The sequence below is a fragment of the Amycolatopsis endophytica genome (genome assembly GCF_013410405.1).
In the GTDB taxonomy this organism is placed as follows: Bacteria; Actinomycetota; Actinomycetes; order Mycobacteriales; family Pseudonocardiaceae; genus Amycolatopsis_E; species Amycolatopsis_E endophytica.
Genome location: NZ_JACCFK010000001.1, coordinates 1,214,704 through 1,230,243 on the forward strand (window position 1 = coordinate 1,214,704; position 15,540 = coordinate 1,230,243).

At 69.9% G+C, this 15,540-nt stretch carries 23 protein-coding genes and 1 pseudogene; 20 read left to right on the forward strand and 4 right to left on the reverse strand.

All coding sequences use genetic code 11. The features are described from left to right. Positions 1 to 60 precede the first annotated feature (60 nt). A complete protein-coding gene (locus tag HNR02_RS05965; RefSeq protein ID WP_179772187.1) occupies positions 61 to 1,002 on the forward strand; it encodes a threonine ammonia-lyase in 942 nt (313 codons plus the stop codon). A gap of 45 nt (positions 1,003 to 1,047) precedes the next feature. Here HNR02_RS05965 and HNR02_RS35300 read toward each other — a convergent pair. The 3 genes and pseudogenes from HNR02_RS35300 to HNR02_RS05980 all read right to left on the reverse strand — a co-directional run. Next, positions 1,048 to 1,593 (reverse strand): annotated as a pseudogene (locus HNR02_RS35300) (ABC transporter permease); the annotation flags it as partial. An 82-nt stretch (positions 1,594 to 1,675) separates the two neighbouring features. After that, positions 1,676 to 2,806, reverse strand: a complete 1,131-nt coding sequence (locus HNR02_RS05975) for an MFS transporter (RefSeq protein WP_179772189.1) — start codon at positions 2,804 to 2,806, stop codon at positions 1,676 to 1,678. A 75-nt stretch (positions 2,807 to 2,881) separates the two neighbouring features. Further along, positions 2,882 to 3,406 carry a F0F1 ATP synthase subunit B gene (locus HNR02_RS05980; RefSeq protein WP_179772190.1) on the reverse strand — a complete coding sequence of 175 codons (525 nt, stop codon included), beginning with the start codon at positions 3,404 to 3,406 and terminating at the stop codon, positions 2,882 to 2,884. Positions 3,407 to 4,141: 735 nt separating this feature from the next. Between HNR02_RS05980 and HNR02_RS05985 the strand changes: the two genes are divergently transcribed. The 3 genes from HNR02_RS05985 to HNR02_RS05995 all read left to right on the forward strand — a co-directional run bounded on the left by HNR02_RS05985 (position 4,142) and on the right by HNR02_RS05995 (position 6,782). Next, positions 4,142 to 5,524 carry a helix-turn-helix domain-containing protein gene (locus HNR02_RS05985; RefSeq protein WP_218902673.1) on the forward strand — a complete coding sequence of 461 codons (1,383 nt, stop codon included), beginning with the start codon at positions 4,142 to 4,144 and terminating at the stop codon, positions 5,522 to 5,524. A 4-nt stretch (positions 5,525 to 5,528) separates the two neighbouring features. Further along, entirely contained in the window at positions 5,529 to 6,467 is a 939-nt protein-coding gene (locus tag HNR02_RS05990; RefSeq protein ID WP_179772192.1) for an NAD-dependent epimerase/dehydratase family protein, read from the forward strand. Between the two features lie 129 nt (positions 6,468 to 6,596). Next, positions 6,597 to 6,782, forward strand: a complete 186-nt coding sequence (locus HNR02_RS05995; protein ID WP_246338507.1) for a hypothetical protein — start codon at positions 6,597 to 6,599, stop codon at positions 6,780 to 6,782. On the opposite strand, the gene HNR02_RS06000 is transcribed toward HNR02_RS05995, so the two are convergent. Then, a complete protein-coding gene (locus HNR02_RS06000; protein ID WP_179772194.1) occupies positions 6,779 to 7,120 on the reverse strand; it encodes an XRE family transcriptional regulator in 342 nt (113 codons plus the stop codon). The genes HNR02_RS05995 and HNR02_RS06000 overlap by 4 nt on opposite strands. A 450-nt stretch (positions 7,121 to 7,570) precedes the next feature. Here HNR02_RS06000 and HNR02_RS06005 point away from each other — a divergent pair, with 450 nt between their 5' ends. From HNR02_RS06005 to HNR02_RS06080, 16 genes are all read left to right on the forward strand, one after another. Continuing rightward, complete coding sequence (locus HNR02_RS06005) at positions 7,571 to 7,870, forward strand: hypothetical protein (RefSeq protein WP_179772195.1); 300 nt, start codon at positions 7,571 to 7,573, stop codon at positions 7,868 to 7,870. Between the two features lie 77 nt (positions 7,871 to 7,947). Continuing rightward, positions 7,948 to 8,289 (forward strand): hypothetical protein, encoded by a 342-nt coding sequence (locus HNR02_RS06010; RefSeq protein WP_179772196.1) that lies wholly within the window; start codon positions 7,948 to 7,950, stop codon positions 8,287 to 8,289. Then, the gene (locus HNR02_RS06015; RefSeq protein WP_218902676.1) at positions 8,286 to 8,786 is read left to right on the forward strand and encodes a hypothetical protein; all 501 of its coding nucleotides are present in this window, start codon (positions 8,286 to 8,288) and stop codon (positions 8,784 to 8,786) included. Before HNR02_RS06010 ends, HNR02_RS06015 begins: the two co-directional genes overlap by 4 nt. A 21-nt stretch (positions 8,787 to 8,807) precedes the next feature. Then, the gene (locus HNR02_RS06020) at positions 8,808 to 9,032 is read left to right on the forward strand and encodes a hypothetical protein (protein WP_179772197.1); all 225 of its coding nucleotides are present in this window, start codon (positions 8,808 to 8,810) and stop codon (positions 9,030 to 9,032) included. A gap of 84 nt (positions 9,033 to 9,116) precedes the next feature. Then, complete coding sequence (locus tag HNR02_RS06025; RefSeq protein WP_179772198.1) at positions 9,117 to 9,275, forward strand: hypothetical protein; 159 nt, start codon at positions 9,117 to 9,119, stop codon at positions 9,273 to 9,275. 100 nt (positions 9,276 to 9,375) lie between these two features. Beyond that, positions 9,376 to 9,606, forward strand: a complete 231-nt coding sequence (locus tag HNR02_RS06030; RefSeq protein ID WP_179772199.1) for a hypothetical protein — start codon at positions 9,376 to 9,378, stop codon at positions 9,604 to 9,606. Then, positions 9,606 to 9,779, forward strand: a complete 174-nt coding sequence (locus tag HNR02_RS06035) for a hypothetical protein (RefSeq protein ID WP_179772200.1) — start codon at positions 9,606 to 9,608, stop codon at positions 9,777 to 9,779. The genes HNR02_RS06030 and HNR02_RS06035 overlap by 1 nt, the downstream gene beginning before the upstream one ends. Before the next feature lie 110 nt (positions 9,780 to 9,889). Further along, positions 9,890 to 10,111 carry a hypothetical protein gene (locus tag HNR02_RS06040; protein WP_179772201.1) on the forward strand — a complete coding sequence of 74 codons (222 nt, stop codon included), beginning with the start codon at positions 9,890 to 9,892 and terminating at the stop codon, positions 10,109 to 10,111. Then, positions 10,108 to 10,551 (forward strand): SsgA family sporulation/cell division regulator, encoded by a 444-nt coding sequence (locus HNR02_RS06045; protein WP_312860916.1) that lies wholly within the window; start codon positions 10,108 to 10,110, stop codon positions 10,549 to 10,551. The genes HNR02_RS06040 and HNR02_RS06045 overlap by 4 nt, the downstream gene beginning before the upstream one ends. Then, a complete protein-coding gene (locus HNR02_RS06050) occupies positions 10,548 to 10,811 on the forward strand; it encodes a hypothetical protein (protein ID WP_179772202.1) in 264 nt (87 codons plus the stop codon). The genes HNR02_RS06045 and HNR02_RS06050 overlap by 4 nt, the downstream gene beginning before the upstream one ends. 172 nt (positions 10,812 to 10,983) lie before the next feature. Further along, the gene (locus HNR02_RS06055; protein ID WP_179772203.1) at positions 10,984 to 11,217 is read left to right on the forward strand and encodes a hypothetical protein; all 234 of its coding nucleotides are present in this window, start codon (positions 10,984 to 10,986) and stop codon (positions 11,215 to 11,217) included. Then, entirely contained in the window at positions 11,217 to 11,471 is a 255-nt protein-coding gene (locus tag HNR02_RS06060) for a hypothetical protein (protein WP_179772204.1), read from the forward strand. Before HNR02_RS06055 ends, HNR02_RS06060 begins: the two co-directional genes overlap by 1 nt. After that, positions 11,458 to 11,763, forward strand: a complete 306-nt coding sequence (locus HNR02_RS06065; protein WP_179772205.1) for a hypothetical protein — start codon at positions 11,458 to 11,460, stop codon at positions 11,761 to 11,763. Before HNR02_RS06060 ends, HNR02_RS06065 begins: the two co-directional genes overlap by 14 nt. Continuing rightward, a complete protein-coding gene (locus HNR02_RS06070; protein ID WP_179772206.1) occupies positions 11,760 to 11,981 on the forward strand; it encodes a hypothetical protein in 222 nt (73 codons plus the stop codon). Before HNR02_RS06065 ends, HNR02_RS06070 begins: the two co-directional genes overlap by 4 nt. Beyond that, complete coding sequence (locus HNR02_RS06075; protein ID WP_179772207.1) at positions 11,978 to 13,117, forward strand: hypothetical protein; 1,140 nt, start codon at positions 11,978 to 11,980, stop codon at positions 13,115 to 13,117. Before HNR02_RS06070 ends, HNR02_RS06075 begins: the two co-directional genes overlap by 4 nt. Beyond that, positions 13,117 to 15,330, forward strand: a complete 2,214-nt coding sequence (locus HNR02_RS06080) for an FtsK/SpoIIIE domain-containing protein (protein ID WP_179772208.1) — start codon at positions 13,117 to 13,119, stop codon at positions 15,328 to 15,330. Before HNR02_RS06075 ends, HNR02_RS06080 begins: the two co-directional genes overlap by 1 nt. Positions 15,331 to 15,540 lie beyond the last annotated feature (210 nt).

Consider the following 15,540-nt stretch of genomic DNA (forward strand, 5'->3'; position numbering starts at 1 on the left):
TCGTCCGCGTGCCATCCAAGACGAATCGTCCAACTTCTGGACAGAGTGTAAGCTGACCCCATGCTCGATCTCGAAGCCATCAGGGCCGCCGCCCAGCGAATCGACGGCGTCGCTCACCGGACGCCCGTCCTCACTTCCACGACGCTCGATCAGCGGACCGGCGCGAGCGTGTTCCTCAAGGCCGAGAACTTCCAGCGCATCGGGGCCTTCAAGTTCCGTGGCGCCTTCAACGCGATCGCCCAGCTGACGCCCGAGCAGCTGGCGAAGGGTGTTGCCGCCTATTCGTCCGGCAATCACGCTCAGGCGGTCGCCCTCGCGGCGCGGCTCAAGGGCACGCAGGCCGTCATCCTCATGCCCGAGGACACCCCGTCCTCCAAAATGGACGCGACCCGCGGGTACGGCGCGGAGGTCGTCACCTACGACCGCTACCACGGTGATCGCGTGGCGCTCGGCAACCAGCTCGCCGAGGAGCGCGGCCTGGCGCTCATCCCGCCGTATGAGCACCCGCACGTGATGGCTGGTCAGGGCACCGTCGCGCTGGAACTCCTCGACGAAACCGGTCCGCTGGACACGCTCGTCGCCCCGATCGGCGGGGGCGGGCTGATGGCCGGGTGCGCGACCGCGGCCAAGGGACTGCAGCCGGGGATCCGGGTGATCGGCGTCGAGCCCGAGCAGGCCAATGACACCGAGCTGTCCCTGCGGCAGAACGAGCGGGTGCGGATCCCCGTCGCCCGCACCATCGCCGACGGGCTCGCCGCCGACACCCCCGGTGAGCTGACGTTCTCGGTCAACCAGCGCCTGGTCGACGACATCCTCCTGGTCAGCGACGACGAGATCCGCGAGGCGATGCGGTTCGCGTTCGAGCGGCTCAAGATCGTGCTCGAACCCAGTGGCGCGACGTCGCTGGCCGGGCTGCTCAAGGGTGCCTTCACTGGCCGCGTCGGCGTGGTGCTGTCCGGTGGCAACATCGGCGTCGAACGCTTCCGCGAACTGCTGGGCTGACCACGGTCCGGGTGCCGCCCCGGCGAACCGGCACCCGGACCGGGAACCGAGCCCGCCCAGCGCGGACAGCAACAGCGACTCGGCCAGGAACTGTGTCCCGACCTGTCCCCGCGTGGCGCCGAGCGAGCGCCGCAACCCGATCTCGGCCCGCCGCTCCCGCACCGAGATCACCATCGTGTTCGCGACCCCGACACCGCCGACGAGCAACGCGACCGCGCCCAGCCCCAGCAGCAGCCCGGTGACCGCCTCGCCCGCCACCTCCCACCCGACGAGCGCGCCCGAGTCCAGTTCGGGCGCCAGCGGCGCCGGTTCCAGGATGCCCACGACGGTGAACCAGCGCCCGCCGATCAGCACCTCGATGTCCGGGCCGGCGCGGCTGATTCCCAGCCGTGCCGCCGCGTCCGAGCCGAGCGTCTCCGGGATCCGGTCGGTGCGGTAGACCTTCGCGTCGGCCAGCCGCGCCGTCGCCGACACCGACTCGACCGGCCCGATCCGCGCGACCATCTCCTCCGCCGTGTCCGGTAGCTGCGCCGTCTCACCGGTCATCGTGGTTCCCGGCGACACGGTGAGCAGGTTCGTGCCCAGCGCCGCCCTTCCGATGGCGTCCTGCGGGGCCCCCAGGGTCCGTCCGGAACCGGCGCTCCGCCTAGGGCCGAAAGCCCCGCACCTGCGGTTATCGCAGGCTACGGGCCAGGAACGCGACCGCCGCGGCGGCCACCATGGCCGTCGAAAGCCCCCACGGAAGACCGGCCCACCCGGCGATCGCACCGATGATCACGGGCTCGACCAGGAACCCGGCGAACCCGCAGGCCGCCACGGCCGCGACGGCCCGCCCCGGCGCGTCCCGCTGTTTCCGGCCCGCCGCACTCCACGCGACCGGCACCACACCCGCGACGCCGAGCCCGACGAGCGCGAACCCGAAGACTGCCGCGAGGGGTGCGGGTGCCGCGAGCACGACGACGAACCCGGCGAGCGCCACGACCCCGGCCAACCGCAGGAAGAGCACCGGACCGATCCGCTCGACGATGCGGTCCGCCGCCAGCCGCACGACGATCATGGTGACGGAGAAGGCGAAGTACCCCAGCGACGCGACCGCCGGCCCGGCGCCGGTGATGTCGCTGAGGTAGACCGCGCCCCAGCTGTTCACCGCGCCTTCCACGACGAATCCGCAGAACGCGACGATGCCGAGTGGGATCAGGGCCCGTTCGGGGAGGGCGAACGGCGAGCCTCCTTGCCCGCGGTCGGGGCCCTGGAGGAATCCGGTACCGATCGCCCACAGCGCGATCGCGAGGAGTGTCGCCCCGGCGAGGGGGAAGTGGGTGGTCACGGGCACGTGCCAGGTCTCCATGAGCGCGTCGGCGCCCGAGCCGGCGAGTCCGCCGATGCTCCAGAACGCGTGGAACCCGGCGAAGATCGGCCGCCCGTAGCCGTCCTCGACGCGGGCCGCGTGTGCGTTCATGGAAACGTCGAGCGTGCTGTTGCCGATCCCGAGAACCACGAGCGCGCCGACGAACACGGTGCTGTTCGGGGCGAACGCGACCAGCGGCAACCCGCCGCAAAGGATCGCCGCGCCCGCCACGGCGGTTTTCCGACTGCCGACGCGGGTGATCACCGCCCCCGCGAGGAGCAACGCGGCGACCGACCCGGCCGCGAGACCGAAAAGCCCGGTCGCGAGCTGCCCGGTGCTGAGCCCGAGCCCGCCCTGCACCGCCGGAACACGCGCCAGCCACGTCCCGAACGCGGCCCCGCACACCGCGAAGACGACCGACACCGCGCGGCGGGCACGAACCAGGTCAGTTGTCATGGTGTACCCGGATCGCCCACCCGTACCTGACGCGTTCCGCCGTCTGCCGGCGACGGCGTCGCTGAGACCGACCCGTCAGCTCCGTTCGAGCTCCGTCAGAAAGCGGGCCACCGTGCCCCGCCGCTGAGCCTCGTCCGCGAGCGACTCACCCACGATCCGCTCCGCCAGCTCGACCGCGAACCGGCTCAGTTCGGGCCGCATCTCGGCCGCGATGCGGCCCCGCTGTTCCGTCAGGTCGGCCTCGCCCCGCGCGATCAACCGGCGAGCCTCCTCCTGCGCCTCCGCACGCAGCTCGGCCCGCACCCGCTCGCCCTCTTCCCGCGCCTCGTCACGAATGCGCGCCGCCTCGGCCCGGGCATCGGCAAGCTGGCCCCGATACCGGTTCAACGCTTCGGCGGCTGCCGCCTGGGCCTTCTCCGCCTTCTCGATCCCACCCTCGATCTTCTCGGCCCGTGCTTCGAACAACGCCTCGAATCGGGGCACCGCGAACTTCGCGAGCAGGAAGAGAAGCACCAGGAACGCAACGAGCCCCAACCCGAGCTCGACGTAGTCGGGCACGACCGGGTTGTCCGCTGCCAGCACAGCATTCGCGAGGATCACGGAGACAACCTAACAACAGGCGAGGCCCCGGAGAGGGAAACTGCCCCAGGCCGCGCATCCGCCGACCCGGCGTGCGGCGGGGACCGCCACACCCGCCAGACAAGGTAAGGCAGGGCCGGACGGCCATGCGGGGCCTACCGGCAGTTGGCCCACAAATGGCCCACAACCATCCGCATACGCCTGCACCGGGGCGTACACCTCCGCCGAAACGACGAACGCCCCGCCAACCTGTTCGCGCAGGTCAACGGGGTGTTTGCCCAGTGTGGCGGGTGAGGGATTCGAACCCCCGAAGGCAGTGCCGTCTGATTTACAGAGCGGCGAGCAAAGCGCTCGTGACCAGGCGTTTTCCAGCATGATCACGGGCGCTTGGGGGCGCATTGGGTGCGTCCGCCCTTCCGAAGGGAGGCGTAGACGCTCCGCTCAGGTCTCATCAGGCGGGCCGGGGGGCGAACCAACCCTCGATGACGTCCGCAGACCGGCGCCGGAAGTCCGGATCATGCAGCGCGGCCACGTGCGCGTGGCGCCAGCGCCAGAAACCAGCCTTTTCCAGCAGCTCATGCAAGGCTGCGGCCCGCCAACTCCTCTTGCCCAAACTTCGTCCCGACCCTGCCACACTACGTACACAGCGTGCGACGGAGTGGAGGCGACAGGTTGACCAACTCGGCGACCCCCGAAAGGTGGCTACACGTGGCCCAGGCAATCGCCGCTCCTCCAGACGGTTCCGATGCTGGCGAGGTGATCCGTTGGTACCGGCAGCACCACAACCTCACCCAACAAGAAGCCGCTGACCTGCTCAACACCACCCAGTCGTGGGTGTCCAAGGTCGAAAAGGGCAAGCTCGTGCCCGGCCTCGCCGAGCTGCGCTCCATCGCGGCCAAGCTGCACATTCCGCCGGAACGGCTCGGCGTCCTGCCGGACCACTCCGCCGACGCCGTCCCCAAGCCCGGGCAGGTCAGCGAGGCAGGCGCGCCGCACGAGAGTCAGGAGCGCTGGAAGCTCGTGCGACGCGAGCTGAACGCGAACCGCGCCCTGCTGGGAGACCTCGCCTCCGAGCTGTACCCGCAGGCCCACTGCATCCCCGGGACTACCGTCCTCACTCAGCCGGAGTGGCTGCCGTCCGGGCCGGTCGAGCTGACCGACATTGACCTGTACTGGCTGGCCGAGGCGCTGCCGAAGCCGCCTATCACGGGTGGCATCGCCCAAACCGAGGGTGTCCGGCCGCTGGCCGCGGATGGCAACCACTTCCGGCTCTACTCGCGAGCCCTCCGCGACCTCGCCCGGCCGAAGCTGCTGGACAACCGCGTTAGCTACCGGCTCGCCGAGGTCGACTGGACCGGCGACAAGGGCCGCCTCGGGTTCAGCTACACCAGCTACTTCGACGTCCTGGACGTCTGCGAGGCCGCCGCCCACGAGTTCTCCGATGCGTGGCTCCGCGTCGGACGGAAGCGGCCCAGCCTCGCTCACCTGCCGCTGCGTCGCCACATCGCCGACCCGTTCGACCTGCTCGCCCGTCCGATGCTGCCCAGCATCAACACACTGACCATCCGACGCGACCCGATCGACGGGCACCGGATGTTCCTGCACCGTCGCGACGCCAAGGCCACCGCCGTTGCTGGCGGGATGTTCCACGTCATCCCCGCCGGGGTGTTCCAGCCCGCCGCCCTCGCGCCTGCTCACCAGGCCAACGACTTCTCCATCTGGCGCAACATCCAACGCGAGTACTCCGAGGAGTTCCTCGGCAACCCGGAGCACGACGGCAACTCCCTTGACCCGATCGACTACGAGGACGACGAGCCGTTCCGGTCGTTCGCGGCTGCTCGCGAGGCTGGCGACTTCCGCGTCTTCACGTGTGCCGTGGTGCTCGAACCGCTGACGTTGTGGGTGGAACTGCTGACTGTGGCCGTGATCGAGGCGCCGGTGTTTGACCAGCTCTTCGCCGACATGGTGGAGGTCAACGAGGAAGGCGCCGCCGTGAGCACCGAGGCTGGTCGCCCGACCGTGGGCATTCCCTTCAACTCGGAGTCCCGCGAGCGGTTGAAATCCGAACCGCTCTCGCCAATCTCGCGTGCGTGTATCGAGCTGGCCTGGCAGCACCGGAACATGCTCCTGGCAAGCTGACCGCGTGCGCGTTCTTGTCACCGGCGCTGCCGGGTACCTCGGACACGCGGTTATCGCTGCCCTCGCCGAGCGAGGACACGAGCCGGTGGCTTTCGTGCGTGACGCCACCAAGGCCCCTCGGCAGGCAACAGCGACGGCTGTCGGGGACGTCGAAGACCCGCCGAGCCTCCGCGCCGCGCTCCGCGATGTCGACGGCGTGTGTCACCTCGCGGCCCGCGCACGAGTTCGGGAATCCCTGACCGATCCCCTGCCCTACTGGCGCACCAACGTCAACGGCACGCTCAACCTGCTCGATGCCCTCACCGCCGGGGAGAACCGGGCCAGCCTCGTGCTCGCGTCGACGGCGGCCGTCTACGGCACCACGGCAACCCAGCCCATCCGCGAAGACGCACCGATCGCCCCGACGAACCCGTACGGCGCGACCAAGGCCGCGGCTGACCTCGCCGCGGCCAACGTCGCGGCCACGGGCCAGCTTGGGGCAATCAGCCTCCGCGCCTTCAACATCGCCGGCGCCGTCGACGGCCACCCGGACCGCGACTTCACCCGCCTGATCCCCAAGGTGCTCGCCGTACAGGCTGGCCTTGCCGGGGAGCTGGGCGTCAACGGCGACGGCGAGGCAGTTCGTGACTTCGTGCACGTAGCCGACATGGCGCACGCCTTCGTCCTCGCCGTGGAAGCGTGCTCCCCCGGCGAGTGGCGCGCCTACAACGTCGGCAGCGGCCACGAGTCATCGATCAACGACGTCCTCGCGACCGCCGAACGGGTCACTGGCCAACCGGTGCGGATCAAGCGGAACCCGCCCGCGAACGAGCCGCGTGTGCTGCTTGCAGACAGCCGTCGGATCCGCCAAGAGCTGGGCTGGCAAGCCCCGAACTCGGATTTGTCGCAGATCCTTTCGGACGCCTGGAACGCTCTGACCAGCTCATATGCCACCCGGGAATAGTCCTTTCCGGAATAGCGCGGACGCGACTGCGGATCACCTACCAACGTCGCCTCCGGTGCGGTGTTCTTGGTTCATGACACGGAACACGAACACCACCGAGGCGAGGTAACGATGGGTAAGAAGAGCAGCATGGTTCCGCTGCCGACCGGCGGCAGCGTTCTCCCGAAGTTGGTCGGTGGTCTGGTCGTCCTCGGGGTCCTCACCGTCGTGATCAAGCACCCCAACGACGCGGCGGTCTGGGTCAGAGCGCTCGCCGAAGCCGCGGGAGACGCCATCGACGGCGTCGCATCGTTCTTCCGCCAGATTGCTGGTTAGCTGTCACGTCCACTCGGCAGTCGGCCAACCTGCCGCTCAAGGTCGGCAACCCGCTCCTTAAGCTCCGCCAACGCAGACTCAACCCCCGCTAGTCGATCCGTACCAATGTCCGGTTCTTCCCCCCCGGCGATCCGTTCAAGGTGGTCCGCCGACCATCCCAAGGCGGTGGAGAGTGCGCCGAGCGTGCGCGGATTTCGATCCTTTGGAATGCCGTGCTGGATCTGCCGCAACGTGGCAACCGCGACGCGCGCTCGGCTGGCCAGCTCCGCTTGACCGATGGAGCGCTCCGCCATTCGAGTGTTGATCGCGTTCGCTACAGCCTGCCAGTCCTTCGCCATACAGCCTCCGAGATAGCGCTACTACCAGCGCAAATACTAGCGATCTCCGACCCAACTTAGTTCCCGTTCGTCGCGATGGCGCCACGTTCACCCGATTGGACGCGTTGCCGTAGCGCTACTAGTAGCGCTACTTTTAGCGCATCGCCAGAGCGATGAGGGACCTGAGGCCCTAGGGCCAGGTCCAGCGAATCGACTTCCTGTTCCTTGAAAACTTCATTTACCCGGCCTAGCTCGGAGAAAAGCTAGGGGCGGACAGGTAGCTAAGCCGTAAGCGACCCGCCTAGTCCGTTGCCCATGATGCAAGAAACTGGGCGAAATTCGATTTTTCATCCTCTGACGGCGCCATATCTGCTGTTCAGGGGGGCATCGGGCGGGTGGCGCGACGCTTCACGAGTCGCGCCGCCGCCCGTTCCTAGGTGTCTTTGTCTTTTCTGACGAGAAAGAGTTGATATGGATTCGAATGTGATCGAACGTCCCGTACTGGTGGCACTGCGGCTGTCGGAAGAGCGGGCGGCCGAGGGATATCTGACCGCGCGCCGGGAGATGGTGCGGCTGGCGTCGCGGGTCGCGTCGATTCGCCAGTTGGTGACGGAGCGGCCGATGCGGGCGGACTACCGGGCCGCGTTGCGGGATGCGCAGGCCGCGCATGGCGCGGCGGTGCAGCGCACCGGGCTGGCCTATCAGCGGTGGCATCGGGCTCAGTTGCGTTCCGACGCGCATTGGACCGACACCGCGGGCCGCGCCGCTTGACCCGTCACGACCTGCCAGAGCGGTCACCACTCACTACTGCCAGGCCGGGCCTGGTGATCACGACAACGAGGAGAGCAATGGAGTTCGCACGAATCCCCAGCGTCACGGCCCGCCGAGCCCTGTTCCCGCTGATGGATGAGGACATTACGGCGATGCTGATCGCCGACGACGCCACCGCCGAAGCCGCTGAGCTGGACTCGCTGATCGCTGAGGAGCTGGGCCCCGACTTCGCCGAGATCGATGCGTTAGTCGATCAGGCTGAGCGGGACTTCGCCGCTGCCGAGCAGGTGGAGTCCTTCCGGGTGTCGCGGGAGCTGACTGACCAGGTGCGGGCCCGTCGCGCGGCTCGCCGGGCGGCGCGGGAGTCGCTGCGGTCGCTGCCGGGTCGGTTCGACACGGCCGGTGAGGTGGCGGCGTGATGCGGGCGACCTCGGTTCGCGCGCTGGCGTTGTTCGGGGCGTTGCAGGCGACGTTTTCGGACGTGCACCCCTACTGCGATCAGATCGTTCAGTCCAGCGACGACGCGATCAAGAAGGGCCTGCCGGGGCGGGAGGGCGCCAAGCATTGTGCCCGGCACGTCGCCACCTACACCGCCGGGCAGGCGGTGGCCACGTTCGCGGTAACCGCGGCGCTGGGCTACCGGCTGCCGCTGCGGGCACTGGCCGCGGGCACGGCGGTGAATGCGGTCACGCACTACGTGATCGACCGGCGGGAGCCGTTCAAGCGGTTCTTGCGCTCCCGGTTCATCGGGAAGGGCGGCTACCTCGCCCACGCCACCGTCCAGCGCCGCGAGGGCGTGGTTGATGAGGGCGGCCCCGGCACGGCGCTGATGGAAATGGACCAGGCCACACACCGCCTCATCGGCGTGGCCGCCTCGCTACTCACGACCTACCTGGCCATCCGCAGCCAGGACTGACCACGGAAAGAGAACACATCGATGGACGCCAGAGACATCGCGGCGCGACTGCGCAGCACGGCCACTGAACAGGAGGGAGCCCGCTACCTCGCGGCGCTGGGGCTGGATCGGGAGGCGCTGCTGGCGGTGGCTGCCGCGCTGCGGCTGACCCGGGTGCAGCGCCTGAGTACCCGCAAGCTCACCGAGCGGATTTTGCAGCAGGCGATCGGGGCGCGCCGCAAGTTCGAGGGGCTGCGCACCTGGTGAGCGCACGCCCCGCCGTGAGCGGCCCGCCGCTCACCTTCCACACCCCCTCATTCCCCGCAATCCAGGACTGATCAGGAGAAACGCATGTTCGGCAAGAACAACCGCAAGCCCGGCAGGGAGATCGAGCACTCCCGGGTGCTGGAACTGACCGGCCGCTGCGCCGGATGCGGCAAGCGCACCAGCCGTAAGGCCAACTGCTGCGGCAAGCCCGCTTGCTCCCGCCGCATCGCCTCCCAGCTCTAACCCCCTCGACCACCGTCCTGAAAGGACCGACGTAGCGATGGCGAGCCGGTCGTGCTCTACGTCCGCCGCTGGCTCCCACCGCAGACAGGAGAAAACTACTGTGGGCTTCCACCTTCAGATCGGCAGCGTGTCCGGACCGGTCGTGGTCAACGGCCGGATCTATTACTCCCGCAACGGGGTCTCGGTCAACGGCAGCACCGTCACCGACGCCGTCACCGGTCGCCGGTTGTCCGGCCGCCCGATCCCGTACCCCGAACGCGGCTCGAACATGGTCTGCCGCGGCGAGCAGGTGTGGGTCAACGGTGTGCGCATCGACCCCGAGGAGGGCTGATGCCGCCGCGCTACCGGCCGCCGCGCACCGCCCGCCGCCCGGTGCCGATCACCGACGCCGAATACGAGCTGCTGTGCGCGTGCCGCTGCCCGCGGATGCGCGGCACGCACCTGGCCGGCCACTGCCGGACCGAAGCGTCCGGCAACGACCGGACGGAAAGGGCGGATCGCTGATGCCCCGCCAGACCACCACGCAGGACCCCGGCGCGGCCCGAACCGCCAAGCACGCGACCGCGCCGGGACTCCCCACCCAGCCCACACGAGACCAGAACAGGGAGGCCCCCATGGTGTCACAGACGATCGTTCATCAGGCCGCACGGCGTACTGGCTACCGCTACGAGCTGCTGGTCGCGCCGGTGGAGATCATCGCGCGCCGTCACCGCGAGGGCCAGTCGGCCTCGCAGATCACCCGCTATATGCAGGCCCAGCTCGGCCCGGATCACCGCGCCGCGTCGCGGTCGTTCGTGCAGTGGGTCATCACCGCGGCCGGGGGTGGTTCCCGGTGACCCCGCACCGCGTGATGGTGCCGGTGTGGGCCGAACTGCTGGACACCTCGGGTGAGGTGATCGAGCTGGCCCCGCTCAAGGTCGTGGTTCGTTACCGCGCCGACGACCCGTACGCGGTCGGTCTGGACTTCGAGGTCGGCTCGGATGTGTGGGTGTGCTGGCTGCTGGCCCGTGACCTGCTCGCGGCGGGCCTGGCCCTCACACCGAGGAGCGAGAACGAAGTCGGCGACGGGGACGTGGTGATCCGCCCGGACCGGGACCTGCCGTGGCGGGTGTGGATCGAGCTGTCCTCGCCGTCGGGGACCGGCTGCTACGCGTTCAAGCGGGACACCCTCGCCGAGATCCTGGCCACGACCGAGGCCCTGGTGCCGCGGGGCAGCGAGTCCGGCCGCATCGACTGGGACCACGAGATCGCGGTGCTGGGTGGTGAGGCGGCATGAGCGCCCGCATCACTATCGGCACCACCCCCGCGCGGCTGAAAACCCTGGCCATCCGCCGCTTCGAGACGACCACCGGTCGGCGGTGGCGTGAGGCCACTGAGACGCAGAAACGGACGTGGCTGGCCGACACGGAGCCGGTGGTGCGTGCCGAAGAAGGCATCGCCACGGACGCGGTGTGGCGGGGCGGGGCGTGGCAGCCCGCCGGTCAGGCCGATCTGTTCTCCCTGGCCGGTCCCGACGAGACGGAGGTGCCCTCATGAGCAAGACGAGGTTCGCGTTGCCCCAGCGCAGCAAGCTGCGGAAGGTGTTCTAGCTGGCCCTGGCCGTGCTCGCGGTGGTGTGGATCGTGCGCAACCCGCACCAGGTCCGCGACGGCCTGGACCAGCTCGTGCACGCCCTGTCCGTGGTGTTCTCGGGCTGGGGTGAGCGGTGATGACGGATCCGAGGAGCTGGGCGTTGCGCGTGCTCACTGACGCCGAGTACGCGGTGACGCAATGGACGTCTGTCGTCCGGGAGGGCGCCGAAGGGCGGGTCGGCAGCATGGAGGCCGAGGCCGTCATCACTGACGAGATCTACTGCCAGGCGCTGGAACTCTCCGATCTGGTGCACCGGGCCGCCGCGGCGTTTCGGGCCCGGGCCGAGCAGATCGAGCGGGGTGGCCGGTGATGTCGATGTTCGAGGTGTTGCGCACCTTCGGCACGAAGGCGCTGGTGAAGTTCGCCGCCGCGGTGGGGTTGTTCCTGGTGCTGCACCTGGTCCGGATCGTGCCGGTGCTGATCGCCACGGTGATCGAGGTGTCCATGCGCCGCTTGGACGCCTTCATTGTCGATCAGGCCAGCCGCGCCCCGTCCGGGCCGGTGAACCAGTTCTTCGCCCACCCCAACCCGACACGGGAGGAGGCCGTCCATGTCCGCACCTGAACACCGCCCCACCGGCCACACCGGACAGACCAGCGGCGGCGCGCCGGTGGTGTATCGGGCCGGTGAGGTGGTGGTGCACCAGCCCGTCACCCGCACCGCCCGGGCGGTGTCGTGGGCGGGCTACCACCTTGGCGAGCTGGCCGGGCTGATCGTCCCGATCGGACTCGGCGCCGCGGTGTGGGAAGGCTTTTACGCCCTGTCCGTGCTCACCGCGCTGGGCTGGACCGCCCACGAGGTCAACGCCCGCCGCACCCGCCGGGGACCGTCCACGAAGGACGGTGGTCGGGCGTGAGGGCGACGCGCATCGCGGAGGTAGCGCAGGCGTGGACGGTCGTGGTGGTCATCCCGACCGGGGAGATCGTGGCGGCCGGGAACTGGCCGGACCTGGCCGAGGCCCGCACCTGGGCACGCGCAACCAACCGGTCACGTCTGGCGCGGGTGCGGGCGGTGGTGCCGCTGGTGTCGGCCAGCGGCTTGACAAGCGAGCTGGAAAGGGGTGTGTGGGGATGAGCTGGCAGGACGAGCGGCGCGCGAACCGGCGCGCGGAGGCGCTGATCCGGCGCGAGGACGCCGCCGCGGCAGCGCAGGTCCGCATCGCCGAGCGGCAAGCCGCTGCCCAGATCCAGCGGGCGGAGGAGCAGGCCCGGGCCAAGGCCCGCGAGGAAGCCGCCGACAAGCGCCGCGCCCGGTGGCGCTCGGCGTGGTCGGGGCTGCGGGCGTGGCTGGGCGGGCATGTGGTGGAGCTGCTGATCTATCCGATCGCGTTGCTGTCCTTCGCCCTGGCCGCCCCGTCGATGGCCGCCTACGGCACCGCGGTCTATGGCTCCGCGCTGGGGGCGTTGCTGCCGGGGATCACCGAGCTGGGCATGTGGGCGTTCGCGGTCGCGGTCGTGATCGCGCGGCGCCGTCACCCGGACCGGTCGGTGTGGGGGTTGGTGGCCGGGGTGCTGGTGTTCGGCGCGGTGGCGTTCGGCATCAACTTCACCCACGGCCTCACCGTCGCCTGGGACCACGGCGTGGTGATGGGCATCGGGTCGATCGCCGGGGTGGTGGCCCACCAGCTCACCCTCGCCGGGCCGCCCCGTACCCGCGCCGAGCGGCGGGCGGCGCGGATCGAGCGTGCCGCCGCCCGCAAGATCGCCCGCGTCCGCACCGCCGCCGTGCGGGCGGCGGTCGCCGAGATCGACCCCGACGGCACCGCCCGGCTCGTGTTCGTCCCGGGCCGCTACACCCTGACCCGCCGCGGCTTGACCACCGCGACGGTGCCCGGGCTACCGGTCGCCGAGACCGGCGACTGGGACCGGGCGTTGGCCGATCTGCTCGCCACCGACGCCGCGGCCACCGACGCCGCGGCGGCGGGGGAGATCGAGCCGGACCCCACGCCGCGGGACTCGATCGAGGGCGGCGCGATCGCCACCGCCGACCGAGCCGGTGAACAGCAAAAATCGAGCCGCCGCGGCCCGAAGATCGGGGGCCGCCCAGCCCGGACGATCGGCCAGTTGCGCACCGAACTGGAGAAGTTGATGCGGGCCCGGCCGGGCTCGATCGATCCCACGAAGGCCGAGCAGATCCGCAAGGCGCTGCGCTGCTCACCCAAGTCCGCGCGCGAGTTGCGCGAGCACTACCGGAAGGGACACCAGGACTGATGAACCCGAACCCCGAGCCCGAGGCCGATCTCGCGCGGGTGCACTACCTGCCCACCACCCGCGCCGAGGCCGCCCCGGTAGAGGCGGACACCGAGGTGATCGAGGGCGAGATCGTCACCGACGCCGAGTACCGGGCCCGGCAGAAGGCCCTGGCGATCGAGCGGTACCGCGGCTACCGCCGCGACCTCGTCACCGTGGGGCGGGCCTCCCGGGCAGCGTTCGCCAGCGACCGGGGCAAAGCGTTCTGGAAAGCGACCGGTCGGCACCTGTTCGGCTACCCGATCGCCGGGGCCGGGGTGGTGGCCAAGCGGTGGCGCGACACCCACGGCGCGACCCGCTACGAGCGGCAGATGCAGCTCGCCGAGATGGAGGGCAACCACGAGCGGCTGCTGGAGTGGGAGGCCCGCGACACGGCGGAGAAGCAGCGCCGCCACCAGCGGGTCATGGACTGGGCCGCCGCCCCGGGGCAGTGGCTCAAGGCCGGCGCGCTCGGCGTGGCCGGGGTGGCCGGGTTGCTGCTGGTCCTCGGGGTGATCCTCGCGGTCAGCTCCGGGCACCTGGCCGACGTCATCGGCCCGATCAGTGCGGTGGTGGACGCGGTCGCGTTCGCGGTGTGGTTCCTGGTCACCTACGGCGTGTTCGTGCTGCTCGGCGGCACCGCGGCCGGGTGGTACTACCTGCACCACCAGGGCCGCACCCACGCCAACATGCCCGGCTGGCTGCGGGCGGCACCGGCGAGCTCCGGTGCTGGCCCGAAGGTCGAGGTGGACGAGTCGGTGATCATGAACGCGCTGCGCAACCTCGGGCACCCGGCGCTGAACAAGAAACTCAAGGAGGGCTGGGGCACCAGCATCACCCCGACCTGGGTGCAGCCGCCGCTGCCGCTCGGGCACGGCTGGGAATTCGTGCTCCGCCTCCCGGCCGGGGTGCCCGCGACCAGCATCAACGCCCGCAAAACCGTGCTCGCCCACAACCTCGGGCGGCGCCCGGAAGAGGTGTGGGTCGAGGTCGATGACACCGACCCGATGGCGATGAAATCCCTGGTCCTGGACCCGGGGTCGCTGCGGGAGCCGGTGCCGGACTATCCGCTGCTCGATGGCGGGCAGACCGACTTCTGGACCGGGTTCCCGGTCGGGATCGACGCCCGCTGGAACCAGGTGGACACCCCGGTGTTCGAACGCAACTTCGTGTGGGCCGGGATCATGGGCTCAGGCAAGTCCGAGCAGATCAACGACCTGCTCGCCGGGGCCGTGCTGGACCCGGCGGTGGACATCGACGTGTTCTGCTTCGCCGAGAACAACGACTACGAGTGGCTGCGCCCGATCGCCTCGACCATCTCCATGGGCGACACCGCCGAGAACGTCCAGGCGTGCATGGACCACATCCACGACCTGCACGACTCCCTCGCCGAACGCGGCCGGTTGCTGCGGGAGTACGGCATCAACTCCGTGACCCGCGAGGCCGCGGAACGCGATGACCGATTGCGGCCCCGCATCGTCATCATCGACGAGTGCCAGAGCTTCTTCCGGCAGGACAAGCCCGAGGACCGCCGTGAGCTGGTCAACCTGGTCGTCCGGTTCTTCTCCGCCGCCCGCAAGTACGGGATCGTGCTGGGATTCGCCACCCCGACCCCCTCCGACCAGTCCCTGCCGCGCGACCTGGTCGCCGTCACCACCAACAAGGCATGCCACGCCATCGGCGACAAGACCCGCAACAACGTCGTGCTCGGCGAGAAAGCCTACGAAAACGGGCTCTCCGCGCTGGAACTCAAGCCCGCGGTGAAAAAGGGCGGCAAGATCGTGGCCCTCAACGACGTGGGCACCTCCGTCACCGTCGGGTTCATGGACACCCCCGGTCTCCTGCGTGCCTTCCACCTCACCGGCGACCAGAAAGCCGCGCTCGCGGCCCGCGGTGTCGAACTGCGAGGCGGGCAGGTGCGCCGGGCCGCGATCGAGCAGCCGGTGCAGCGCGACCTGCTCGCCGACGTCGCCGCCGTGCTCCAGCCCGGAGAGGACAAGGCGCCCGCCACCGACGTCTGCTCCCGGCTGCGCACACTGGCCCCCGACCACCGCCCCTACGCCAGCCTCAAGGCCGAAGGGCTGCGGGACCAGCTCGCCCAGCACGGCTGCAAGGTCACCAAGGTCAGCGTCCTCATGGTGTTCACCGAACGTGTCCGTGACGCGCTCGCCGCCCGCGAGGGAGGGAACACCTAACCCCACCGCAAAACCCGCCCCCACACCGCATCCGGGGGCGGGTTTTCCCTCGCTCCCTCCGCTCCCTTCACCCCCATAACCGCAGATCAACCTAGGGAACCGGCACCAGGACGGCCCGAGGGGAATTTTCCCTGCCCACGCACCGATTCCCTCGCCCGCTCCCTGCCGGTTCCCTACCCCCGCACACCCACCAACGACTACACACAGTCA